This is a genomic window from Halomonas elongata DSM 2581 (assembly GCF_000196875.2).
GTDB lineage: Bacteria > Pseudomonadota > Gammaproteobacteria > Pseudomonadales > Halomonadaceae > Halomonas > Halomonas elongata.
Window position 1 is genome coordinate 2176405 of record NC_014532.2, and the last position, 23918, is coordinate 2200322.

The window sequence follows — 23918 nt, forward strand, 5'->3', positions numbered from 1 at the left end:
AAACACAAACCTTAAACATACACAACATTTGCTTTCACCAATTTATTGACATAACAAATGGCTCTATATAGGTTCAAAAAAACATCATCGCCTTGTCCAACAAGGACAGCAATCACTAAAAATCAATCACCGAATATCAATAAAAACAACCGCCACGCCAACAATTTACCAAATCTCTATAGAGGGCGACATGACAAATCACAGGTTCAAGCACGACGAGCATGAAAGCGAAATACGCGACACAGGATATCCATTCCATATCACTCAAGAGGAAGATCGAGAGCTCCGCCGAAAAGCGGCAAGCGCCATTCCTTCACCGGTCATCAGTCAGGCGTCCTCCTTCGACGAATACGTCCAGCAACTGATGATTCCCCCTGTGGTCATGGATATGGCGCGCAAGGCCGAAAACATGCGGTTGTCGCCCTGGGAGATAGCGGCAATGCGCAAGCATCTCGCACCGGCCAAACATCACGACAAGAATATTGGTCTACTACGTAAAATTCTTCACAAGAAAGCCAAGGCTGACCCGAGCCACCCACCCTATATCCGTGTTGCCTGCACCGGGAAAAGTCAGTACGACTATCTCGCCGAGGCTGATGGCCATATACATAAACCCGTACACCACAAGAAAGGTGATGTCGGCTCCCCGGTAGTGCTTGAGATCTGGCCGGCCCAGCATTATTCGCCGATTCATTCACACGGGGAAACGACCGGCATCGTCTTCTGCCTTGCAGGTCAACTGGACGTCATGCTCTATGGCTCTCTGGACGGCAACGCTGAAAAACTCGGCCTGACCACTCTTACCCCTGGCCAATGTGCGTGGCTATCGAAGGACACCTACCCTGTTCATCGAGTCTACTGCCCACTAAACGGGGGAGAAGAAAAAACTGGCCCCGGTTTCATCAACTCCACCGAGGAGTTCGGTGCCAGCTTTCATGTTTACCTCAATGAAGACGAAACACCCATGATGCCCCATGATGAAGAGGAACATCATGACGATGACGAGACAAATCAGTCCCATTCCAGGAATGCCTTCAACTTCATAAAAGATGAAAACAATGAAAAAGGGACGTTCAAGACACATTCCGACTTGTCGTGGCATGTCCTGCGTCGCGTCCTGGCGGAGACCGACCTCACCTGAGGCGGTCACATGCATCATTGTCGGTAGATCGAATGAGTCCTGGTGGCTAGCCTGACCTTTTAGAACGACCAACTCCCCTTCCAGACGCCTAATTGAAAAACACCGGCCAGACATCCATGTCTGGCCGGTGTTCGGGGGGAGCTATACGTTCAACAACGGGCTCAGGCGGTCTTGGCAACCGACATCACGTCCTCGATACCCAGGCGCTCACGCAGGGCCAGGGGCAGCAGACGACGCGAGGAGATACGGTGGCGGGGCATCTCGACGACGCGCGTCTCGATACCGTAGAGCGCCACGTACTCGGCATAGTTGTCGAAGGCCTGACGGTCGACATAGTCGACGTAAGTCTCGGCCTCGGTGCCGTTGGCGAGAATCACCTCGTGAGAGTCCGTCTCGATGTGGTAGTAGGTCACCGCGTCGGGCAGTTCAGAGCCCGGCACGTAATCGATGGTGTCGTGGTTGACCAGCGCACCGGCGTTGATCACCAGGTCATCGAGAATGACACCGTGGCTGGCGGTAAGCACGAGGTCCTGATTGGGGACGCCGGCGGCCAGGGCACTTTCACGGATCCGCACGGGGGAATAGTTGCCGGCCGCGGCCAGTCGACGGATGGTTTGGCGGCCGATCCACTTCACCGGCACCTGCTCGCCACTGGCGGTCATCACCAGATCGCCGATCGACAGCGTCTCAACGGCAGCTTCGCCGTCAGGCGTGCTAATCATCGTGCCTGCCGCGAAGCAGACTGGATATGTAAACTTGCCGCCGGAGAGATAGGCATCAGGATCCTTCAGGAACTCATCGTACTCTTCCTGCGTCATCTCGATAGAGGCACCAGTTCTACCCGTGATGTCATTGCCATATGTCAGATGCAACTTGCCATCTCTGTAAGCGTCATCCCAGCCGAACCAGCCTTGATCCGGGCTCCAGTTGCCGCCACCGAGGTTGAGCTCATCGCCCGCTGTCATTCCCTTGACGTTGAACTGATAGGAATCGAGAAGGGCGATAGTGGGCTTTTCGAAGGTAAAGCTGCCAGTACCGTCGCCGGAGAACTCGACGTTATACGAGCTGAGAATATTGCCTACGCTCAAAGCGCCCGCATCAAACGTAATGCTACTATTGTCTCCAACGCCAAAGTTCATGCTATTGAGAACGCCTAGTTTCCCAATACCTTGATCAATCGTCAGGTTAGCGCCATTGATGGCATTGAAAGTAGCAGAAGACCCAGCCTGAACGGAGGCAATACCGTCGACTCTGGTTTCGATACCATCGACGGTCAGTGTCGATGAGCCAAGAGCGGAAATCTCGAGAGTGCTGCCTTCCGCCGCATCTCCCTCTCCAATCGTAACGTGCTGGCTCCCTCCGAGATCAATCTTCATTCCGGCCATATTCAACCCCCCACAATTGTGAAATATAATTAATAAAACACGACCTGAGAAATCAATAACTCAGGATTGCGGAGAATGGCCCACTCTCTTATAGATCTTCAACTGACTTAACAATAATTCATCTTCAACAAAACTTTAAAGAAGACTCCAACCCTTTAAATCACAACAATTTTCCGAACTATTTAACAAAATTTCATTTTCCTTATCATCAAACCAACTCTCCTGATCGGCACACTCCTGCTACGCATCCAACTCGAAGCCCCCTCTTTTCCAGTCAGGAACTTGACACTTGGAATGGGATTGCAAAGGAAAATGATTTAAATACCTGCGCGGGCAAATCGCCGTGCTATCAGCTACCATCCGTGGCGGCACCCTGCGGGCCCGTCTAGAAACGGTTCAAGTTCGCTCCTGACGAATTTGTGCGCGGTTCTGGTGCGTCAGCCCGATCGCAAACTCGCCCAACTCGATACGTTGCCCAAAAGGTCAACTCTTCCCGAGTAAGAAAGTCAGAATCCAAGGGGTAAAGTCCGCCTTCCGGCGACGAACCTCAAAAGTGCCGGACCATCGCGAGGACGCCACTCTCCCTCATAGTGCCCCTAACGCCGTACCGATTCTCGGCAGTGCGTTCTCGAGTCCCACACGTCTCGTACTTTCCCCTGATGCCCTTGCGGACTACTCTGCATCAAGCCGCCCATGAGATGTGGCCTGAATTCAGTAAACGCAGGGAAACGACATGAAGCCATGGATTGCTGGCACACTCTGCCTGGTGCTGGGGGTGAGTGTGCATGTCAATGGACAGGGCATGGACCGCACCGGACAACAGTGCGAAAGGGTTTCCAACCTTGCCGCACAAGTGATGGAGCGCCGCCAGTTGGGCACCTCCAAGGAGCACGTACGGGAACAGCTCGGCCAGGCACCCGCGACTCACCACCTGATCGAGGCGGCCTTCGATCAACCTCGATACCACACTCAAATCATGCAGGATCGAGCCCGACAGGATTTCGCGCTCTCCTTTTACCGAAGCTGCATCCAACGCCAGGGGTCATGAACGGCGTCGGTGAGCGGATTCCGGGATGGCTTCCATGGTACAATGAGGCGCAATTCGCCACTGCGACTCTATAACTCCATGATTTTCAAGAGAATTGCATGAGAAGTCCAGCCCCGCTCCATCCTGGGCCAGGGCATCGACGGGTCTTGATGATCGAGATCCTGTGTTCCGTCGAGCAACGTAACAGGCTGGCCTCACCATGATCTTGGCGCGACTGCGCGACCCCTATTTCACGCATCGCCACCGCCGTACACTCCACGTCATGCGTGTCGCCCTGGCACTCTGCATCACGTTCGGCATCATCCAGCTCTTCACCATTCCGCACAGTGGCTGGGCCCTGGTCAGCACCGTGATGGTAATGGGCAACCTGCCGCACATCGGCGGCGTACTCGACAAGGGGCGACAGCGCCTGCTCGGCACCATCCTCGGTGCCCTCTGGGGGCTATCGCTCATTCTGCTGCCCGAGCACATTGCCATCCTGATGCCACTCGGCAGCCTGCTCGGGATCGCCTTCGTCACCTGGTTCACCTTCAGCAAGCGCTACGGCTATGGCGGCTTGATGTTCGCCATCACTCTGCTGCTGGTGGTCGGCGACGGCACCCATGATCTCAGCGTGGCCCTGTGGCGCAGTTTCGATGTCCTGCTGGGCACCCTGGTCGGCATTGTCGTCACCATGCTGGTCATGCCGCACAAGGCCACCGACATGCTGCGCTTCATGCTGGCCGACCATCTGGACCACATGGCCCGGCTATTTCATGCTCATACTTCGGCCACCTCGGCGCCGGACCTGGATACCCGCGAGTTGCTCAAGCGCTGCAGTGGCCTGTTGATCCAGCAGCGCGGCCTGGTCGACGCCATTCATCGCGAACGTCGCCTGCGGCGTGGCGAGCTCGATGACCTCATCTCCCTGCAGCGCCGAATGCTCTCCACCATTGAGCTGCTGCTGGAAACCCACTGGAACACCCGGGCCGGCCATGAGCGCATCGACGCCATGCAGGGCCTGCGGGACCAGCAGCATACGCTGGCGCGAAACCTCGGCACCCTGGCCTTCCAGGTTCGCACCGGGCATCCGGTCGATGTCGACATCGCCCCTTTCGACCTGCAACGCCACGCGGAGCTCGCCGGCAGCGCCTATGGAGAAGATGGCCGCAAGCTATTCAGTCCCAGTGGCTACCTGTGGCTCAATCGCGAATTGGCTCGCCTGAACAGTGCATTGATCGAACGCCTCGGCGACCTGGAACGCCTCCCCAGCCGCCGTCTACGCAAGCGTGCCCAGCGCCATGGCCTGCAGGCCCCGTACCGGGACCAGGACCGCACGCCCCATCAAGGAGAGTCGGATGACCGAGAGCCATCATGACGTGCTGATCATCGGCGGCGGCGCCGCCGGCCTGGCACTGGCGCTGGAGATCGCCGATCACCGCCCCGTGACCCTCTTGCAGCCCAGCCCGGATGCCCGCGGGGCCAGTCGCTGGGCCCAGGGCGGCATCGCCGCCGTCCTCGCACCCAGCGACGATGTCGAGGCTCATGTCGCCGACACCCTGGTGGCGGGAGACGGCCTCTGTGATGAAGCCGCCGTGCGCTTCACCGTGGATCAGGGCCCGGCCGCCATCGAATGGCTGCTTTCGCTCGGCGTGCCCTTCACCCCCGATCCCGATCCGAACGCCGGCTATCCTTATCACCTGACCCAGGAAGGTGGTCATGGCGCCCGCCGCATCATTCACGCCGACGATGCCACCGGCCGGGCGGTGATCGAGACCCTGGAAAGCCATGTCGGTGCACATCCCGACATCAGGCTGCGCCACGACCTGAGCGCCATCGAACTGATCGCCGATACCGCCGGCCATTGCCGGGGAGCCCGCTGTCTCGACGAGGCCGGCAACCTTCACGCCCTGATGGCCAGGGATACCGTGCTCGCCACCGGCGGCGCCAGCGGCCTGTATCGCCATACCACCAGCCCCCACCCCGCCAGCGGCGAGGGCATGATGATGGCCGCCGAGCTCGGCGCGGAGCTGATGAACCTGGAATTCCAGCAGTTCCACCCCACCTGTCTCTATGATCCCGAGGGCGCGCCCTTCCTGATCAGCGAAGCGGTCCGTGGCGAAGGCGGCTATCTGCTCGGGGGTGATGGCCAACGCTTCATGCCGGACATCGACCCCAGGGCCGAACTCGCGCCACGGGATATCGTCGCCCGAGCCATCGACGGCGAAATGCAACGCAGCGGCATGGACCACGTCTGGCTGGATATCCGCCACCTGGGCGAAGAAGCGATTCGCCACCACTTCCCCACCATCCATGCCCATTGCGCCTCGCGCGGCCTCGATATCGCCCGCTCGCCGATCCCGGTGGTGCCCGCCGCGCACTATAGCTGCGGCGGGGTCAGTACCGACCTCACGGGCGCCACCACGGTGCCCCGCCTGTATGCCATCGGCGAGGTCGCCTGTACCGGCCTGCACGGCGCCAACCGCATGGCCAGCAATTCCTTGCTGGAATGCCTGGCCTTCGCCCGTGGCTGCGCGCGTCGCCTGGCCGAGGAAACGGCCGAAAGTGGAGCGCTCCTGGTCGAACGCACGCCAGGAACACGGCCGGTCTCTCGCGAGCTGATCGCCGAGCTGCGTGAGGCCATGCGCGGCGTGATGAGTGCCAAGGTCGCCATCGTTCGCCACGACGCCGGCCTCGACGAAGCCGCCGGCACGCTGGCCGGACTCAGCGAACGCCTCGCCCCTCACCTGGCCGAAGCAGCACCCGACGCCGATGCCGCCAGCCTCTGGCATGCATTGCGCTTGGCAAGGTTGACCGTCGCCTGCGCACGGGCACGCCGCGAATCCCGCGGCCTGCATCACAACCCCGACTGCCCGCTGCATGCCGATGCCACACCGACGCCCTCGCGCATTCATCTGAATGCGTTACAGACGCCCTGAGGCCACGCTCAGCCGGACGACAACAGGGCACGACGCAACTCCCGCAACCTGGCCGGATCGGCGCTGTCCGGCCATAGCCAGAGGCGCCGCCGGCCAACACGCAGCCCGATCAGCCACGGGCCGAGATAATCGCAACGCAGATCGATGTCACGCCACTCGTCATGCCGGCCGTCACGCCAGCTCCAGTGCGGTGGAGCATCATCGCGTGGCGTGAACCGCAGCTCCCCGCGCGGCGCACACTGCGCGACACGCACCAGCACGCCGATGACGACCAGCGCACCGACTGCGGCCAGCCAGGCCGGTGCCCACCAGCCCAGCACCCCGACCACACCGACACCCAGGCCGGTGTGGAGACCCAGCGACAGCCTAGAGGCCGCGATAGGAATCGTTACCGGTGCTCTCGGCATGCTCGACGATCATCTTGACGATACGCCGGCGCTCGGGCTCCTCGGGCCAGTCGCGACGCATCAGCCAGAAGAACAGGTCCTGATCCTCCTCGCCGATCAAGGCGCGATACGCCGCCTGATCCCGCTCGTCGAGGTCGTCATAGCGTTGTTCGAGAAAGGGAACCAACAGCAGATCGAGCTCCCACATACCGCGCCGGGAATGCCAATACAGTCGCTTGCGCTGGGCGCTTGCGGCGGACGCATCATCGTTCAAGGTCGGCCTCGTTGCATCGAATGAGTGTCTCGACAGTATACCCGAGGCACGCCAGCGCGAGCAGTAGAGCGAAGCGCAACGAGGAAAGCGCAACCGGAATATCGCCCGTGGTTCGTGGCGATTATCGCCTGTTCGTCTTCCCTGCTTGTGGCTAAGGTTGTAGTGCGTTGTTTTATCGAGAATTGCACAGTATGCTGAGGCAAACAATTGACTCGGCCCAGGTCGACCCCGCCGGGCATCACGGAGAGAGCCGATGACCAAGTCCGAATTGATCGAACAGATTGCCATGCGACAGCCGGAGCTGTCGGTCAAGGATGTGGAAACCGCCGTTCGCATGATACTCGACGACATCACCGGCACCCTGGCCAATGGTGGCCGGGTGGAAATCCGTGGTTTCGGCAGCTTCTCGTTGCATTACCGCGAACCGCGCACCGGTCGTAACCCCAAAACCGGTGACCCGGTCGCGCTGAGTGGCAAGTTCGTGCCACACTTCAAACCCGGCAAGGAGCTGCGCGAGCAGGTCGATGCCAGTCGCGCCCTTGGCTACTGAACACCGGCCATTGCCCGGCTGACCACTCTCAACCATACGACACGGGAACTAGCACATGCGTTGGCTAAAAGGCCTGATCATGGCCATCATCCTGCTGGTGGTGTTGCTGGTCGGCATCCTGTTTGCCGTCAATAACCAGCAGGCCCTGCCCCTCAACCTGATCTGGGTCGAACTGCCCGCGGCCTCGTTGTCCGTCTGGCTGCTGGCCTCACTGGCCATCGGCGTGCTGCTCGGCATGCTGGCCATGAGCGGCGTCTACCTGCGTCTGCGAGCCCTGCTGACCCGCGCACAGCGTCACAACCAGCAGCAGCGCAAGGAACTCGACCGGCTGCGTATCCAGGAGATGAAGGAACTCCCCTGACATGCCCGACGTTCTGCTGCTAGCCCTGTTGTTGGCAGCGGTCGCCATCGGATGGTGGCTGGGCCGCCGTGAACGCCGAGGCACCAGCGCGACGGGATCGTCGCCCACCCTGGCCCGCGATTACTTCGTCGGGCTCAACTACCTGCTCAACGATCAGCAGGATCGAGCCATCGAGACCTTCATCGGTGCCCTCGAGGTCAACAGCGACACCATCGAAACCCACATCGCCCTGGGCAACCTGTTCCGCAGCCGTGGCGAGGCCGACCGCGCCGTGAAGGTTCACCAGAACCTTCTCGCTCGCCCGACCCTGTCCGGCAATCAGGGCGATCGCGTCCAGTTGGAGCTTTCCCGCGACTTCCTTCACCTGGGACTGCTGGATCGCGCCGAGCGCCTGTTGCAGGGGCTCATCAAGGAAGCTCATGACGACGAGCTATGCCAGTCGGCCAAGCGCCTGCTGGTCGATCTGCTGGAACGCGAAGGGGAATGGCAGGCCGCCCTGGACGTCGCCCTGCCGTCGCTGGTCCGCCAGCATGAAGACATTCGCCGCGCCGCCGCGCACTGGTTATGCGAACTGGCCGATCAGGAACGTCATTCGGCAAGCCCCGTGCTGGCCCGGCGCCATCTCAAGCAGGCCTTGTCCACCGACGGACGTTGCGTGCGCGCCAACCTGCTGCTCGCCGAGATGGCCCTGGATACCGGCCAGTACCGGCCGGCCATTCGTTTCCTGAGCCGGATACCGGACCAGGACAAGGCCTTCGTGCCGACCATGCTGGAGCCCCTGAGCCGCGCCTACCGGCTGCTGGACGACGAAACCGGTCTCATCCGACAGCTCGAGTCACTGCTGGACCAGGCCCCCTACACCAGCGTGATCATTCTGCTGGCCGAAAGCCTGCGTCGCCATCACGGTGACGCACACGCCGCCCTCGAGCTGGTGGGGCAACAGCTCAATCGCGAGCCCAGCCTGGGCGCCGTCGATTACCTGATGCGGCTCTATCGCCAGGACACCGACACCGACGACGAACGCATCGAGCTCTTGCAGCACCATACCGACACCCTGCTCAAGGCCCTGCCTCGCCACCGCTGCCGTCGCTGCGGCTTCAGCGGCGAGCAGCTTCACTGGCAGTGCCCGAGGTGCCGGAGCTGGGGAACCACCAAGCCGATCACCGGCATCGAAGGCGAGTAGTCCCCGTCATCCCTGTGCCAGTTCGCGCTCGATGTCCGACAGGGCGGCCATGGGATCGCTGGCCTGGGTGACCGGCCGCCCCACCACCAGATGCGTACTTCCCGCCGCCATGGCGGATGCCGGCGTCATGATGCGGCGCTGATCGTCGGCCGCGGCCGTGGCCGGCCGGATGCCAGGCGTCACCTTGAGGAAGGCGTCGCCACATGTCTCGCGCAACCGCTCGGCCTCCATGGAAGAGCAGACCACGCCATCCAGGCCACAGTCCTTGGCCAGCGTTGCCAACCGCATCACCTGCTGTTCGGTAGAGGCCGTGACACCCACCTCGGCCAGGTCCCGTTCTTCCATGCTGGTCAGCACCGTCACCGCGATCAGGTGTGTCGACAGCGCATGCTGCTCGAGCCGCTCACGTGCGGCCTCCATCATCCGACGACCACCGGCAGCATGCACATTGACCATCCACACCCCCTGCTCGGCAGCGGCCTGCACGGCACCCGCCACGGTGTTGGGAATGTCGTGAAACTTGAGATCGAGAAACACCTCGAAGCCACGCCCGTGCAACGCCTCCAGCACATCGGGACCACTGCGGGTGAACAGTTCCTTGCCCACCTTGAGCCGGCAACGCGTCGGATCGAGCCGATCAGCCATGCACAGGGCGGCATCCAGCGAGGTGTAGTCGAGCGCGATGATCAGGGGTGAAGCGGTTGACACGAACGAACTCCTGGGCGGTTGGGTGATTCAGGGCAGTATATCAGTCATCTACCTCGACGCACTTGGTCGATCTCGCGCGCCTCGTGTCCTCGATCACCGCGTCAGCTTTCCCGCATCTGCCTACGCCCGCGCCGGGCTGACGGCACTAGCTTGAAGACGGGCACATCGCCTGCCCATGCCAACGACTCAAGGTTCCCATCCACGAATTCCACAAGGAGGTCGGCATGCCTACCGACATCAAGGGACTGACCGCCGGCCTTGGCCTGGCACTGCTTCTGGGCATTGCACAGCCGGTACTGGCCGAGGACACCACCGACGCATCCACCGCCGATTCCACGTCGGCATCCGAGAACATGGCCCAGATCGCGCCTATCGACATCAATACCGCGGATGCCGCCCTGCTCGCTGAACTACCGGGCATCGGCGACGTCAAGGCCACCGCCATCGTCGAGGAGCGCGACGCCAATGGCCCCTTCGAGAACGCCGACGACCTGACCCGAGTCAAGGGAATCGGCTCGGCGACCGTCGAGGCCCTAGCAGATGAAGTGACCCATTGACCGAATGATCGTTGATAGCCGAACGATCGTCTCCTGTGCCGACGCCATCGACATGGTGGCGTCGGCACGACATTTACAGCCGCAGCCCTCCATCGCACTCCAGGATCCGGCCGGTAAAGTAGTCATTCTCGAAGATGAAGGCCACGCTTTCGGCGATATCCTCCGGCTGCCCCAGACGCTTCAGGGGCACGCCCGAGGTGATTCGCTCCAGCATGTCCTGGCGTATCGAAGCGGTCATCTCGGTCTCGATGAAGCCCGGCGCCACGCCGCCGACACGGATGCCATGACGCGCCAGCTCACCGGCCCAGGTAACGGTCAATGCCGCCACCCCGGCCTTGGCCGCCGAATAATTGCTCTGCCCCCGGTTGCCCGCCCGGGAAATACTCGAAATATTGACGATCACGCCTTCACGTCCTGACTCGATCATGCGCGCCGCCGCTTCACGCCCGCACAGGAAGACGCCGGTCAGGTTCACATCGATGACGCTCTGCCATTGCGACAGCGACATGGTGCTCTCGACCTGGCCATCCCGGGCCTTGACCAGCATGCCATCGCGCACGATGCCGGCATTGTTGACCAGACCGTCGATATGGCCGAGCGAGGATGAGATGGCGGAAAACGCCTCGCGAACCGAATCCTCATCGGCCACATCGGTCACGAACCCCTGGGCCTTGATGCCGGCGTGATCCAGGCTGCCCAGGGCCTCGTCGAGACGCTCGCCGTCCCTGTCGAGCAATGCCTGGATCGCACCCCGGCGTCCCAGCCGTTCGGCCATTGCCAGGCCCAGTCCCTGGGCACCACCGGTAATGGCGATGACCCTGTTGTCGAGTTGCATGCCTGTCCTCCGGATATTGTCCTGATAGCGAATGAATGAAGATCGAAAGCCGAGTCTACGCTGTCCACCGGGCTGCGCCACCCTCCCTTGGCATCAGGCTGGGTCAGCTTGATTTTTCCGCTCACGCCCCCATGTCGTGGTCAATCGCCATATTGGAGTCATCATGCCTTTTCTTGTCATCTTCACCGTTTTCGCCCTGCTCGACTTCATTCTGCTGTTTTCGATCGGCAGCCAGATCGGGCTGCTGACCACTCTGGCCCTGGTACTGGGCACCGGCTTCATCGGCCTTCACCTGATCCGCCGCGAGGGAGTGGCCACCTTTGCCCGGGCACAGGAGCGCATGGCCCGGGGCGAAGTGCCATCCGGCGAGTTGCTGACCGGTGCCGCCCTGATCTTCGGCGGCGCCCTGCTGATGGCGCCGGGCTTCCTGTCCGACGCACTGGGCTTCATGTGCCTGATTCCCGACGCACGGCGGCTGATGGGCAAGCTGCTCGGCTGGCTCGGCCTGCGCATGGGCGGCGTTCACGTCCAGGGCGCCAGCTATCGGTCACACGCCAGTACCAGCGCCAACGCCGATGCCGACTGGCAACAGGCCGATTCCCGGCAACGCGAGACACGCGACACCAGTCGTCAGGACAATGACGCCAGCCCGCTGGAAGGCGATTTCATCGGTCGCGACGAGCATCGTCGGTATTGAGAAATTTTTTATCGACGGGGGCTTGAAAGGTGAACAGCCAACCCCACTTATCCGACAGCATCGAGTTTCGACTCCGGTTTTCCGGAGTCATTCACACGGAAGGCGAAGGTCGCCTTCACCCTGCGGGTCGCCCCGCGGGTGGATGATTCAACCGCCGTGGCAGCGACGCCCGGCACAGCAACCATCAGGAGAACGTGAGCAATGAACATCCGTCCCTTGCACGATCGCGTCGTCATTCGTCGCGTTGAAGAAGAGCAAAAGACCGCAGGCGGCATCGTGCTCCCGGGCAGTGCCCAGGAAAAGCCGACACGGGGCGAAGTGCTCGCCGTCGGTAACGGCCGGATTCTGGAAAGCGGCGATGTCCGTCCGCTCGACGTCAAGGTCGGCGACACCGTGATCTTCAAGGAAGGCTTCGGCGTCGAGAAGCAGAAAGTCGACGGCGAAGAAGTACTGATCATGAGCGAATCCGACATCCTGGCCGTCGTCGAAGGCTGAACCGCGACGCCGTATACGCTCGAATTCTGACGTTCACGAACTCACAGGAAGCATACGAAAATGGCAGCGAAACAAGTCAAGTTCTCCAGTGATGCACGCACTCGCATGGCCAAGGGTGTCGATACCCTGGCCAATGCCGTCAAGGCGACCCTGGGCCCGAAAGGCCGCAACGTGGTGCTGGAAAAGTCCTTCGGCGCGCCGACCGTGACCAAGGACGGCGTCTCCGTGGCCAAGGAAATCGAACTCAAGGACAAGTTCGAGAACATGGGCGCCCAGATGGTCAAGGAAGTCGCTTCCAAGACTTCTGATGTTGCTGGCGACGGCACCACCACCGCCACCGTGCTGGCCCAGTCCATCGTCACCGAAGGCCTGAAGGGCGTCATCGCTGGCATGAACCCGATGGACCTGAAGCGTGGCATCGACCAGGCCGTCGACGCCGCCGTCAAGGAAATCGGCGCGCTGTCCGTGCCGTGCACCGACTCCAGCGCCATCGCCCAGGTCGGCACCATCTCCGCCAACGGCGACAAGCGCATCGGCCAGATCATCGCCGACGCCATGGAGAAGGTCGGCAAGGAAGGCGTCATCACCGTCGACGAAGGTCGCGGCTTCGATGACGAGCTGGATGTCGTGGAAGGTATGCAGTTCGACCGCGGCTACCTCTCGCCGTACTTCGTGACCAACCAGGACACCATGGCCGTGGAACTGGAAGACCCGTTCATCCTGCTGGTGGACAAGAAGGTCTCCAACATCCGCGAACTGCTGCCGACTCTGGAAGCCGTCGCCAAGGCCGGCAAGCCGCTGGTCATCATCGCCGAGGACATCGAGGGCGAAGCCCTGGCAACCCTGGTGGTGAACAACATGCGTGGCATCGTCAAGGTCGCCGCCGCCAAGGCGCCCGGCTTCGGTGATCGTCGCAAGGCCATGCTCCAGGACATCGCCATCCTCACCGGTGGCACCGTGATTTCCGAGGAAGTGGGTCTGGACCTCGAGCAGACCACTCTGGACCACCTGGGTACCGCCAAGCGCGTGACCATGTCCAAGGAAAACACCACCATCATCGATGGTGCTGGCCAGGACAGTGACATCGAGGCTCGCGTCAGCCAGATCCGCGCCCAGATCGAAGAGACTTCCTCCGACTACGATCGCGAGAAGCTCCAGGAGCGCGTCGCCAAGCTGGCCGGCGGTGTGGCCGTGATCCGCGTCGGTGCCGCCACCGAAGTGGAGATGAAGGAGAAGAAGGCCCGCGTCGAAGACGCCCTGCACTCCACCCGCGCCGCTGTCGAGGAAGGCGTGGTGCCCGGCGGTGGTACCGCCCTGATCCGTGTGCTGACCAAGATCGCCGACCTCAAGGGCGAGAACGAGGACCAGACCCACGGCATCGCCATCGCCGTGCGCGCCATGGAAGCCCCGCTGCGTCAGATCGTCACCAACGCCGGTCAGGAAGCTTCCGTGATCCTGAACCGCGTCAAGGACGGTGAAGGCAACTTCGGCTACAACGCCCAGACCGGCGAGTTCGGCGACCTGTTCGAAATGGGTGTGCTGGACCCGGCCAAGGTCACTCGCAGCGCCGTGCAGTCCGCTGGTTCCATCGCCGGCCTGATGATCACCACCGAGTGCATGATCGCCGACGATCCGGACGAGCAGGAGTCCGGTGGCGGCGACATGGGTGGCATGGGCGGTATGGGAGGCATGGGCGGCATGATGTAAGCCGACCTCCTTCCAGGCTCAGCCTGAGACAGACCCCCGCCGGGAGACCGGCGGGGGTTTCTTTATGCGAGAAAGAAGTAGGAAGAAGGAAGAGAGAAGACAGACAATGTAGAATCTCCGCCAATATGTAACACGCTCGCTTCTCTTCCCTCTTAGCCCTTACGTCTTTGATCTATGTTGTCGAACATCCGCATCGTTCTCGTCCAGACCTACCACCCCGGTAACATCGGCGCCTCGGCGCGGGCCATGAAGACCATGGGACTCACCGATCTGGTACTGGTCAATCCCCGCTGTTTCCCCGATCCCGAGGCCTCCAGGCTCGCCGCTGGGGCCGAGGACGTCGTCGACCAGGCTCGCGTCGTCACCTCGCTGAGCGAAGCGGTAGCCGACTGCGTGCAGGTGGTGGGCGCCAGCGCACGGCTGCGCAGCTATCCTTTGCCCCACTACGACGAACCCGCGGAGATGGCCACCAGCCTGGTCGACAATGCACGGGAAGCGCCCGTGGCACTGGTCTTCGGACGCGAGCGGTTCGGCCTGACCAACGATGAGATTCGTGACTGCAGCCACCAGGTCAGCATTCCCGCCAACCCGGACTACGGCGTGCTCAACCTGTCCCAGGCCGTACAGGTTCTGGCCTACGAGACCTTCGGCGCCTGGCGTCGCCTCCCCGACAGCGACTATCAGCACCCTCGTCACGCCTCGGTCCCCTTGCCCACCCGCCAGCAGCTCGGCCACTTTCATGACCATCTCTCGCGAGTCATGCAGGCCAGCGGCTTCATCACCCAGCCCCATGCCCGCACCGAGGAACAGTTGCGCGCCCTGTTCGACCGCGCCCAACCCACGAGGCGCGATATCTCGCTGCTGCGCGGTTTGCTGAGCTCTCTGGAGGAAGGCATTCAGGACGAGTGAGCCACGGTCAACGAATCGTCATCCAAGCGACACCTCGCTGTCATTTCCGTACGCGATAGTGATCCTGCCCGAGGACGGGACGAGGCAAGGGACACTGCCACTGTCGTGCCAGGGACGCTAAGGGGCAGGACGCCCCTCAAGGAAATCGGCATCAGGACGATGCCCAGGGAGGACGAGGATAACTCGCCACGGTGGCCGTCACCGTGGCGTTTTTCTTTGGCCTTCACGCTCTTAGGCCTTCACGGGCGTCAACCACTCCGCATATCCCTCCAGACCATCGCCGAGTTCACCGCGAGTCACGCGTCGATACAGCGCCTGAAGACGGGCGGTGAAGGAACTCTCGTCGATCGGATGCGACGGGGACGGAGCCCCGACCAGGGCCCCGATATGCCGACCGTCCAGCTCCCGCAACGGTAGAATCTCCGCCGCGGTCCCCGTCACGAAAGCCTCGTCGGCGGTGTAGACTTCATCGCGGGTGATACGCCTCTCCACCACCTCGACGCCCATGACATCCCGCGCCAGGCGGATCACGCTGTCACGGGTGATGCCCTGCAGACAGGATGTGGTCTGCGGGGTATGCAGGACGCCATCGCGCAGCAGGAAGACGTTGGCCGCCGAGGCCTCGGCCACATATCCCTCGGTATCGAGCATCAGGGTCTCGTCGAAGCCGGCCTTCACGGCACTGTTCAACGCCATGATCGAATTCACGTAATTGCCGTTGGTCTTGGCACGGCAAGCGCTGACATTGACGTGATGCCGCGCCCAGGACGAAGTGATCGCCCGCAGTCCGATGGCGGCCGCCTCGGGAGAGATATAGGCGCCCAGATCCCAGGCCGCGACCATCACATGCGTCGTCAGCCCCTTGGCACGTAGCCCCAGCCCCTCGGCCCCCAGGAACACCGTGGGTTTCAGGTAGGCATCCTGCAGCCCGTTGCGTATCAGGCATTGGCGCTGGGCCTCGATCAGGGCTTCGGCATCGAACGCCAACGGAATGTCGAGGATATGGGCGCTGTCGAGCAGCCGGCGCGTATGCTCGGCGACCCGAAAGAGCTGCGTGCCGGACGCCCCGGCATAGGCACGCACGCCTTCGAAGCATCCCATGCCATAGTGCAGGCTGTGGGTCAGCAGGTGTGTGGTGGCCTCCCGCCAGGGAAGCCACTCGCCATCCAGCCACAACCAGCCATCGCGATCGTACAGCGGGGTCATGCCACTCTCTCCTCAAGACCCACCGGCGGCAAACCAGCGGGCGCACCAGTCATCGATCATGCCGCGCTGATGGGGCTGCAGTGCCTGATAGCCCCAGGCGGCGATCTCGTCATTCTGCGGGTCGGGTACCGAGGTCGTGCTGCCGCACAGCGCCTGTATCACGGCATGGCCACAGAACGGCACATAGCCTTCCGAGTAGCCGCCCTCGTGGACCATCACCAGTCGCCCGTCGCAGAGGCGTTCGGTCAGCGCCACGAGCTCTCGGGTCATCTCGCCGAAGGCCCGGCTGTTGAGCATCATCTTGCCCAGCGGGTCCTTGGCGCAGGCATCATAGCCGCAGGCCACCACCACAAGATCCGGCGCAAAGGCCTCGATGGCCGGCAGCACCAGCGAGCGCATGGCGTACTCATAGGCACCTAGGCCACAGCCGGGCGGCAACGGCAGGTTGAGATTGGCCCCCAGCCCGGGGCCTTTCCCCTGCTCCTCGAAGGCGCCGGTCTCCAACGGATAATTACCGTCCTGGTGCACCGATACGGTCAGCACCTCGGGATCGGCATAGAAAGCGGCCTGCTGGCCATTGCCGTGATGCACGTCCCAGTCGAGAATGACCACCCGACGAACCAGGCCCAGCGCCCGGGCCCGCATGACCGCCACCGGGATATTGCCCAGCAGGCAGAAGCCCCGGCCACGGTCGGCTTCGGCATGGTGACCCGGCGGGCGGCACAGGGCATAGGCATTGCTCAGTCGACCACGCGCCACCGCCTCCACGGCGGCAACGGCCAGGCCCACCGACTGTCGAGCCGCCGCCAGGCTGCCAGGCAGGTAAGGCGCCCCCTCGCCGGCATCGCCGCCCCGCTCGCGGTCCCCGGCCTCGAGCCGGTCGAGATAGGCCCCGGTGTGGAAGCGCCGTAAGTCCTCGATCTCGACCGGGCCCGCCTTGCGGACCTCGAGTTCATCGATCAGCCCCGAGACTTCCAGCAGGTTCTTCAAGCGTCGCTTGCTCTCGGGGCTCTCGGAAGCCGGCTGGGGCTGGCGATAGTCACCGAGCGAAGCGAAGACACCGATGGCCCCCGGGTCATGCCAGAAGCAGCGCTCGTGCCAGAAGAACCCCGTACTCACTCGGCCTCCCCTCTCCGGCATTCCCACACCTCGATAGCCGCCGCCAGGTCCTCCAGCGATGCCCCTACCGACTTGAATACCGTGATCGCCTCGGGTCCGCTGCGCCCGGCCTTGTGCCCTGCAAGCAGCTCGGCGAGCTCGGCACGGATATCCTCGAACGCAAAGGCACCCTCGTCGACGGCCTGATGGATGTCACCGGCCTCGCCACGCGCCCCGGCATAGGTATCCACGAAGACTTCCCCGCGTCTCAGGCACTCGCCATCGGTCTCGCGCATGCTGGGCTTGAAGGCGCCGATCAGGTCGAGATGCGTACCTGGCGTCAGCCAGTCGCCATGCACCAGCGGATCGCTGGAAAGCGTCACGCAACTGATCAGGTCGGCATCGCCGCATGCCGCCTGCAGATCGCTCACCGCCTCGGTGTCGAAGCGGTCGGCATACGCCTCGGCCAGCCGGCGCGCCTTGTCCGGCTGGCGCCCCCAGACGCGAACGCGGCGGATGGGCCGCACCGAGGCATGCGCCTCGATGACCATCGGCGCCAGCTTGCCGGTGCCTACCACCAGCAGCGTTTCGGCGTCCTCACGGGCCAGTTCGCGGGCGGCCAGTGCCGATGCGGCGGCGGTGCGCCGGCGCGTCAGCTCGCTGCCGTCGATACAGGCCAGCGGCTGCCCATGGTCGCCCTCGCTGAGCAGGTAGACGCCGGCGATCGCCGGCAGGCCATGCGCAGCGTTCTGGGGGAAGACATTGACCATCTTCACCCCGATGTAGCCGTCCTGCTCCCAGGCCGGCATCAGCAACAGCGTGGCCTCGCCGTCGCGACGCTGCATGGCATGGTGATGGCGCGGAGGCGACTCCACGCCACGTCGGAACGTCTCGGCCAACCGCTCCACCAGTGCCGGCCAGGCCAGGCTGGAAGCGACTTCCCCGGCGTCGATGATGCGCATATCACTCCTCCGGCAGTGCCGCCACGACCATGATCTCGACCTTCCATTCGGGCTTGGCAAGCTTAGCTTCCACCGCCGCACGCACCGGCGGCCGCCCCGGGGTCACCCAGGCGTCCCAGGCGGCGTTCATGTCGGCGAACTCGGCCATGTCGTTCACCCAGATCTGCGCCGATACCAGATGCTCCTTCGAGGTACCGGCCCGGCCGAGAAGCTCGTCGATGCGCGCCAGAACCTGCTCGGTCTGGCCGCGCATGTCGGCGCCGGCATCCGCGGGTACCTGGCCGGCCAGGTAGACGGTGCCGTTGTGAATGGCGATCTGGCTCATGCGGGCATTGCTGTCGTAATGGGTCAGGCTCATGACGTGTCTCTCACAGTGAAGGCGGCGCCACTCAGGCACCGGTGAAGCCGGCCATGAAAGCGGCCAGATTGTGACTCAGATAATCGGTGGGATACCCCCCCTCCTGCACCAGCACCGTGGGCAGATCGAGCTCGGCGAGCCGACGGCCCACCGCCGTGAAATCCTCGCGTTCCAGGGCCAGACCCGCCAGCGGATCGGCCTTGTGGGCATCGAGCCCGAGCGCCACCACCACGGCCTGGGGCGCGTAGTCGGCGAGCCGCTCGAGCAGCGTCTCCAGGCCATCGAGGAAGGCCGCGCCGTCACTGCCCAGGGGCAGCGGCAGGTTGACGTTGGCCCCCTCGCCCTCTCCCTCGCCGGTCTCGTCGGCTCCGCCCCAGAAGAACGGATAGAAGTCCGCCGGGTCGGCATGCAGCGAGCCGGTCCAGACATCGCGGCGCGCGTAGAAAATGTCCTGGGTGCCGTTGCCGTGATGCAGGTCCACATCGACGATGGCCACCCGCGCGAAACTCTCGCGTAACACCGTGGCGGCCAGGGCGGCGTTATTGAGGAAGCAGAACCCCCCGGCGCGCTCCGGGCCGGCATGATGTCCCGGCGGCCGGCACAGGGCATAGGCATGGTGCTCGCTGCCGCTGACCGACTCGGCCGCGGCCTGGGCGGTAGCCGCACTGGCCAGGATGCCGGCGAAGCTGTCGGCGGTGATCGGACAGGCCATGTCATGCAGGTGCCAGCCTGCCTGGCCAACCGGATGACGCGGATAATGGTGGCCCCCGCCGCAGGGATGCACATTGGGTGCGACGATCTCGGCGGCATCCGGCAATGCCTGCCAACGGGCGTGAATGGTCGCCAGGAAGTCGAGATAGCGCGGCGCATGAATCCGCGCCAGGCGCGTCTTCAGCCGTTCACTGTCGACGCCACCAGGGGCGGTCAGCGAAAGCCCGACCTCGGCCAGGCCCTGCGCCAGCAATTCGGCGCGCACCGGTCCTTCCGGGGAAGGCGCCGGACGCCCTCGCAGCAGGAAGTGCTCCGGCGCGTGACGTTCCTGGTCAGGATGATAGAAAAGCCTCATGCGCAGCGTCCTTGTAGCGCCCCTCAGTCAAGCAGCGAGGGAATCCAGGTGGAAAGGAACGGGAAAGCGGCCAGCAGCAGCACCACGCCGATGAAGGCGCAGTAGAACGGCAGCGAGGCCAGGATCGCCCGTTCATAGGGCACCTCGGCGATGCGTGCCGCCGTCATCAATGTCATGCCCACCGGTGGCGTGACGTTGGCGATGTTCAGCGTAACGATCATGACGATGGCGAAATGCAGCGGATCGAACCCCAGCGACACCATGGCCGGCACCACCACCGGACCGATCACCACCAATGCCGGCAGCACGTCCATCACCGTGCCGAGCACGATCAACAGCAGGCACACCAGCATGATCTGCACGAAGGGTACGTCGCTCAGCGTGGTGATGAGCGTCGCCGCCTCCCGGGCGATGCCGGAGCGCGTCACGAACCAACCGAGTACCGCCGAGGTCGCCAGCAGGAAGAACACCACCCCGGAGAACTTCACCGTGGTCACCAGGGCGTGCCAGATCTTCGTGAGCGTCAGGTTGCGGTAGAAGACCACGCCGATGAAGATCGCATAGACGGCCGCGAACCCAGAGGCCTCGGTGATGGTCGTCATGCCCGAGAGAATGCCACCGAGGATGATCAAGGGCACCAGCATGGCCGGCAGCGCCGAGAAGAACGCCAGGACGGCCACCCGGATCGGCGTGCCGGCCTGCTTGGGATACCCCCGCAGCCAGGCCAGCACGATACTGGTCAGCAGCAGTGCCAGGGTCATGAGCACACCGGGCAGAATGCCACCGGCAAACAGGTCGATCACCGAGATGTCGCGCAGCAGGGTTGCATAGACCACCATCACCACACTGGGCGGGATGATCGGCCCGATGATCGACGAACAGGCCGTGATGGCGGCGGCATATTCGGCGTCGTACCCCTGCTTTTTCATCTCGGGGATCATGATCTTGCCGATCGCCACGGTGTCGGTGATGGCCGCTCCGGTCAGGCCGGCGAAGAACAGCGAGACCGTGACGTTGACATGCGACAGGGCCCCGCGAATGCGTCCGAACAGGGCATTGTTGAAGGCGATCAACTTATGGGTCAGCCCGCCCTGGTTCATCAGCTCGGCGGTGAAGATGAAGTACGGCACGGCGATCAGCATGTAGCCGGAGACACCGGAGAACATGCGATCAGCGATGATGCCGACCAGGCGCTCTCCCCCCAGCGAGTAGACACCGGCGACACCCGAGATCGCCATGACCACGGCGACCGGCGCACCAATCAGCAGAACGACGACAAAGGCGATGATGGCGGGCGTCATGAGCGGGATTCCTCGTCCTGGCCGTGGATCACCTCCTCGATCACCGCGGCCTCGTCGGTGAAATGCTCCAGCAGGCTGAAGCCATGTACCAGATGCAACAGGAAGATGACGCCGGCCAGCGGCACGGCAATGGCCGTCCACTTGCGCGAAATCTGGATGGCATCCGACACCATGTAGATCTGGGTCGCATTGCGGAAGAAATCCCAGCCGTACCAGATCACCAGCAGCGCGAAGAAGGCGATCACCACCAGGGTGAGCGCGGCGGCGACCTTGACCAGCGCCTCGGGCAGCACCCGCATCAGCAGTGTCATGGCCACGTGCTCACCGGCGTGCAGGGCAATGGTCGACGACAGCATGCCGATCCACGGCAAGAACAGCCTGGCCAGCGAATAGGTCCAGCTCAGGGCCCCGCCGGTGAACAGGGTATACACAAAGCCCGTGAAGGAAATGGCCAGCATGCCGAGGATGCAGACCACGCAGATCACGATGGCGACCTGGTTGACGGCATCGCTGAGACGACGAGCCTGGGTCAGTAGCGACATGATCGATATCCGGATGAACGCTCGCGGAAAGAAGCGGGCAGTGACGGCATCCTGCCCCGCCACTGCTCCCCACACGCATATCGCGCCTTACTGGCCGTAACGCTGGAAGGCCTCGTCCGGCAACGAATCACGCAGCGCATCGACCTTGGCCAGCATGTCCTCGACCAATTGCTTGTCGGCACCGAAATCCTCGACGATCCATTTCTTCCAGGCCGGTCGGGCGATCTCGGCCATCCGCTGGCGTTCTTCGGTAGGCATGATGTAGCACTCCTCGAACAACTGGCAGGACTTCTGCCAACTGGCCGTGGCGAGCATCGCCGAAGCGCCGTGGCTCAACTCCACCGCTTCCCGGGCCGCATCGGTGACGATGCGCTGGTACTCCTCGGGCAACTCCTGGAACCAGGTCTCGCTGACCACCCAGGACGCACTGTTGTAGACGTGGCCGGTCAGGGTGGTGTAATCGGTCACCTCATCCAGGCCATAGGTGGTATTGATCACCGGTGCGTTGAACTGGCCATCGGCCAGGCCGGTTTCCAGCGCAGTGATCAGCTCGCCCCAGGGCAGCGGCGTGGCCGAGGCGCCCAGCGCCTTCATGGTGGCCACGTGAGCGGGGTTTTCCTCGGTGCGGATATTGAGCCCCTCGAGATCCTCGACGGTCTTGATCAGATGCTCGTTGTTGGTGAAGGCCACGAAGCCGCCACCATCATCGAAGGTCCCCAGATAACGCATGTCGGCCGCCTCGATGGCGCCGGACATGAAGTCCGCGAACCACTGGCTGTCGAAGAAGGCCCAGGCCTGGCGCCAGTTGTCGAACAGGAAAGGTGCGGTGACCACCTGGTAGTCCCCGTAGAAAGAGGACATCGCCCCGGAGGTCAGCACGCTCGACTGCAGGGCGCGTCCGCCGGACTGTACCTGCGAGCCGGTCTCCACCTCGGAGCCCATCTGGCCACCGCCGAAGATATTGACGGCCAGATCGCCATCGGTGCGCGACTCGACCAGTTCCTTGAAGTGCACCAGGGCCGGATAGATGCTGTTGTTCTCGAGATTCTCGGGAATCAGGGTGGCAATGGCCATCTCGTGAGACTGGGCCTGCGCCTGGGTGCCGGCCATGGCCAATGGCAAGGCGGCAAGCGCCGCCAGGCGGGCAAGAGGTTTCCGCTGCATCGTATCGTCCTCGCGTCTTTGCTGTTGTTATCGTCCGCCGGGGCCGACGCCCGCGGCGAACCGCTATACAGCAATGTAGAAAGCGATACGACATCGCGCTTGCCTGCGAATGAGAAATCCTTGCCCCAGGCTCGCGACTCTCAGTTCAAGCGCCGCTCGCTCGACGGCGATGCATCGAAGGCCCGCCGATAAGCCCGCGAGAAACTGCCCTGATCGCGGAACCCCACCAGCGCCGCGATCTGCCCGAGACTCAGGACACTGTGATTGACCAGTGTGCGGGCATGTTCGAGGCGTCGCTGCTGGACATAAGCCAGGGGCGTCATGCCGATGCATTCGCGAAAACGGGCATGGAAATGCCCGACGCTCAGCGCACACTGGGCGGCCAGGTGCTCGACGTGGATCGCCTCGGCCAGGTGACGGTCGATCCAGTCATCCAGCCGTGCCATGTCGAGCCGGCCATCGCGCCCCGCCACGTACGCCTCGCCTTGCGCGGACAACGCTTGCGACTCGAGGTGCAGATAAAGCGCCCGCAGCAGCAAGGCGGCGATCTCGCTGTGCAGGGCCGGACAATGCTCGAGTTGCTGCATCAGACTCTCGGCCAGCCGATTCAACTGTGGCGGCACGCCGAAGAAACGAGGACGCTCGAACAGGCGCTCGATTTCACCGGCATCGCGCAGTACCGGCAGGCTGGCGACGGGGATATCCAGCACGAAGGTGCGGTTTCGCCCATCGCCCAGGTACTCATGATGATGGGCACAGGGAATCAGGCAGCCCCGGCTGCCGGTGATTCGCTCGCCTTTGCCTTCGATGGAAAGCTCGGTGGCGCCCCGGGTGGCCAGGATCAGCTGATGGTGCCCATGCACATGGGCCACATGTTCGCGTGCGAGATTGGTGGCGCGCAGATCGATCAGCGACATCGCGCGGTCCTCAGCATGATGGTGGTGAGCACATGCTCACCATGACGCCAGGCCACGAGCAGTGCAAGCGGCCCGGGCCAACCCGAGTCAACGCTCGGCAGCCGGCGTCATCGCAATTGGGGCCGCACCGAAAAAACGCCCTGCCCGGAA

Annotated in this window: 25 protein-coding genes and 1 pseudogene; 12 read left to right on the forward strand and 14 right to left on the reverse strand. The window is 63.0% G+C overall.

Annotation, left to right across the window (positions count from 1 at the left end; genetic code table 11):
* Positions 1-190: 190 nt before the first annotated feature.
* Positions 191-1141, forward strand: a complete 951-nt coding sequence (locus HELO_RS19170; protein WP_013332616.1) for a cupin domain-containing protein — start codon at positions 191-193, stop codon at positions 1139-1141.
* Positions 1142-1302: 161 nt separating this feature from the next.
* On the opposite strand, the gene HELO_RS10285 is transcribed toward HELO_RS19170, so the two are convergent.
* A complete protein-coding gene (locus HELO_RS10285; protein WP_013332617.1) occupies positions 1303-2526 on the reverse strand; it encodes a Hint domain-containing protein in 1224 nt (407 codons plus the stop codon).
* Between the two features lie 733 nt (positions 2527-3259).
* Here HELO_RS10285 and HELO_RS10290 point away from each other — a divergent pair.
* The 3 genes from HELO_RS10290 (at position 3260) to nadB (ending at position 6492) form a co-directional block, all read left to right on the forward strand.
* Positions 3260-3574, forward strand: a complete 315-nt coding sequence (locus tag HELO_RS10290; RefSeq protein ID WP_013332618.1) for a hypothetical protein — start codon at positions 3260-3262, stop codon at positions 3572-3574.
* A gap of 199 nt (positions 3575-3773) precedes the next feature.
* Positions 3774-4931: an FUSC family protein gene (locus HELO_RS10295; RefSeq protein ID WP_013332619.1), complete on the forward strand. Its 1158-nt coding sequence runs from the start codon at positions 3774-3776 to the stop codon at positions 4929-4931.
* Entirely contained in the window at positions 4912-6492 is a 1581-nt protein-coding gene (nadB, locus tag HELO_RS10300) for an L-aspartate oxidase (RefSeq protein WP_013332620.1), read from the forward strand. Before HELO_RS10295 ends, nadB begins: the two co-directional genes overlap by 20 nt.
* A gap of 8 nt (positions 6493-6500) precedes the next feature.
* On the opposite strand, the gene HELO_RS10305 is transcribed toward nadB, so the two are convergent.
* Together HELO_RS10305 and HELO_RS10310 are read right to left on the reverse strand one after the other, a co-directional pair.
* Complete coding sequence (locus HELO_RS10305; RefSeq protein WP_013332621.1) at positions 6501-6899, reverse strand: protein YgfX; 399 nt, start codon at positions 6897-6899, stop codon at positions 6501-6503.
* Positions 6859-7152, reverse strand: coding sequence for an FAD assembly factor SdhE (locus HELO_RS10310; RefSeq protein WP_041602078.1), 294 nt, complete (start codon positions 7150-7152; stop codon positions 6859-6861). Before HELO_RS10310 ends, HELO_RS10305 begins: the two co-directional genes overlap by 41 nt.
* Before the next feature lie 244 nt (positions 7153-7396).
* On the opposite strand from HELO_RS10310, the pseudogene HELO_RS10315 reads away from it, so the two are divergent.
* From HELO_RS10315 to lapB, 3 genes and pseudogenes are all read left to right on the forward strand, one after another.
* Positions 7397-7702 (forward strand): annotated as a pseudogene (locus HELO_RS10315) (integration host factor subunit beta); the annotation flags it as partial.
* 55 nt (positions 7703-7757) lie between these two features.
* Complete coding sequence (locus tag HELO_RS10320; protein WP_013332624.1) at positions 7758-8063, forward strand: lipopolysaccharide assembly protein LapA domain-containing protein; 306 nt, start codon at positions 7758-7760, stop codon at positions 8061-8063.
* Between the two features lies 1 nt (position 8064).
* The gene (lapB, locus tag HELO_RS10325; protein WP_013332625.1) at positions 8065-9246 is read left to right on the forward strand and encodes a lipopolysaccharide assembly protein LapB; all 1182 of its coding nucleotides are present in this window, start codon (positions 8065-8067) and stop codon (positions 9244-9246) included.
* A gap of 6 nt (positions 9247-9252) precedes the next feature.
* On the opposite strand, the gene pyrF is transcribed toward lapB, so the two are convergent.
* Positions 9253-9954: an orotidine-5'-phosphate decarboxylase gene (pyrF, locus tag HELO_RS10330; protein WP_013332626.1), complete on the reverse strand. Its 702-nt coding sequence runs from the start codon at positions 9952-9954 to the stop codon at positions 9253-9255.
* Between the two features lie 224 nt (positions 9955-10178).
* Between pyrF and HELO_RS10335 the strand changes: the two genes are divergently transcribed.
* Entirely contained in the window at positions 10179-10511 is a 333-nt protein-coding gene (locus HELO_RS10335) for a ComEA family DNA-binding protein (RefSeq protein ID WP_013332627.1), read from the forward strand.
* Positions 10512-10584: 73 nt separating this feature from the next.
* Here HELO_RS10335 and HELO_RS10340 read toward each other — a convergent pair whose 3' ends face one another.
* A complete protein-coding gene (locus HELO_RS10340; protein WP_013332628.1) occupies positions 10585-11346 on the reverse strand; it encodes an SDR family oxidoreductase in 762 nt (253 codons plus the stop codon).
* Between the two features lie 163 nt (positions 11347-11509).
* Between HELO_RS10340 and HELO_RS10345 the strand changes: the two genes are divergently transcribed.
* The 4 genes from HELO_RS10345 (at position 11510) to HELO_RS10360 (ending at position 15154) form a co-directional block, all read left to right on the forward strand.
* Positions 11510-12043 carry an FxsA family protein gene (locus HELO_RS10345; RefSeq protein WP_013332629.1) on the forward strand — a complete coding sequence of 178 codons (534 nt, stop codon included), beginning with the start codon at positions 11510-11512 and terminating at the stop codon, positions 12041-12043.
* Positions 12044-12244: 201 nt separating this feature from the next.
* Complete coding sequence (locus HELO_RS10350; RefSeq protein ID WP_013332630.1) at positions 12245-12538, forward strand: co-chaperone GroES; 294 nt, start codon at positions 12245-12247, stop codon at positions 12536-12538.
* Positions 12539-12598: 60 nt separating this feature from the next.
* On the forward strand, positions 12599-14245 hold the full coding sequence (groL, locus tag HELO_RS10355) for a chaperonin GroEL (protein ID WP_013332631.1): 1647 nt from the start codon (positions 12599-12601) through the stop codon (positions 14243-14245).
* A 174-nt stretch (positions 14246-14419) separates the two neighbouring features.
* The gene (locus HELO_RS10360) at positions 14420-15154 is read left to right on the forward strand and encodes an RNA methyltransferase (protein ID WP_013332632.1); all 735 of its coding nucleotides are present in this window, start codon (positions 14420-14422) and stop codon (positions 15152-15154) included.
* A gap of 231 nt (positions 15155-15385) precedes the next feature.
* On the opposite strand, the gene HELO_RS10365 is transcribed toward HELO_RS10360, so the two are convergent.
* The 9 genes from HELO_RS10365 to HELO_RS10405 all read right to left on the reverse strand — a co-directional run bounded on the left by HELO_RS10365 (position 15386) and on the right by HELO_RS10405 (position 23768).
* Positions 15386-16360 carry a branched-chain amino acid transaminase gene (locus HELO_RS10365; protein ID WP_013332633.1) on the reverse strand — a complete coding sequence of 325 codons (975 nt, stop codon included), beginning with the start codon at positions 16358-16360 and terminating at the stop codon, positions 15386-15388.
* A 12-nt stretch (positions 16361-16372) separates the two neighbouring features.
* The gene (locus HELO_RS10370) at positions 16373-17500 is read right to left on the reverse strand and encodes a class II histone deacetylase (protein ID WP_013332634.1); all 1128 of its coding nucleotides are present in this window, start codon (positions 17498-17500) and stop codon (positions 16373-16375) included.
* Positions 17476-18420, reverse strand: a complete 945-nt coding sequence (locus tag HELO_RS10375; protein WP_013332635.1) for an ornithine cyclodeaminase family protein — start codon at positions 18418-18420, stop codon at positions 17476-17478. Before HELO_RS10375 ends, HELO_RS10370 begins: the two co-directional genes overlap by 25 nt.
* 1 nt (position 18421) lies before the next feature.
* Positions 18422-18778 carry a RidA family protein gene (locus HELO_RS10380; RefSeq protein ID WP_013332636.1) on the reverse strand — a complete coding sequence of 119 codons (357 nt, stop codon included), beginning with the start codon at positions 18776-18778 and terminating at the stop codon, positions 18422-18424.
* Between the two features lie 31 nt (positions 18779-18809).
* Positions 18810-19844: a histone deacetylase family protein gene (locus HELO_RS10385; RefSeq protein WP_013332637.1), complete on the reverse strand. Its 1035-nt coding sequence runs from the start codon at positions 19842-19844 to the stop codon at positions 18810-18812.
* Between the two features lie 23 nt (positions 19845-19867).
* The gene (locus HELO_RS10390; RefSeq protein ID WP_013332638.1) at positions 19868-21145 is read right to left on the reverse strand and encodes a TRAP transporter large permease; all 1278 of its coding nucleotides are present in this window, start codon (positions 21143-21145) and stop codon (positions 19868-19870) included.
* Positions 21142-21687, reverse strand: a complete 546-nt coding sequence (locus HELO_RS10395; protein WP_013332639.1) for a TRAP transporter small permease — start codon at positions 21685-21687, stop codon at positions 21142-21144. The genes HELO_RS10390 and HELO_RS10395 overlap by 4 nt, the downstream gene beginning before the upstream one ends.
* A gap of 87 nt (positions 21688-21774) precedes the next feature.
* Positions 21775-22851 carry a TRAP transporter substrate-binding protein gene (locus HELO_RS10400; protein WP_013332640.1) on the reverse strand — a complete coding sequence of 359 codons (1077 nt, stop codon included), beginning with the start codon at positions 22849-22851 and terminating at the stop codon, positions 21775-21777.
* 140 nt (positions 22852-22991) lie between these two features.
* Entirely contained in the window at positions 22992-23768 is a 777-nt protein-coding gene (locus HELO_RS10405; protein ID WP_013332641.1) for an AraC family transcriptional regulator, read from the reverse strand.
* Between the last annotated feature and the right edge of the window lie 150 nt (positions 23769-23918).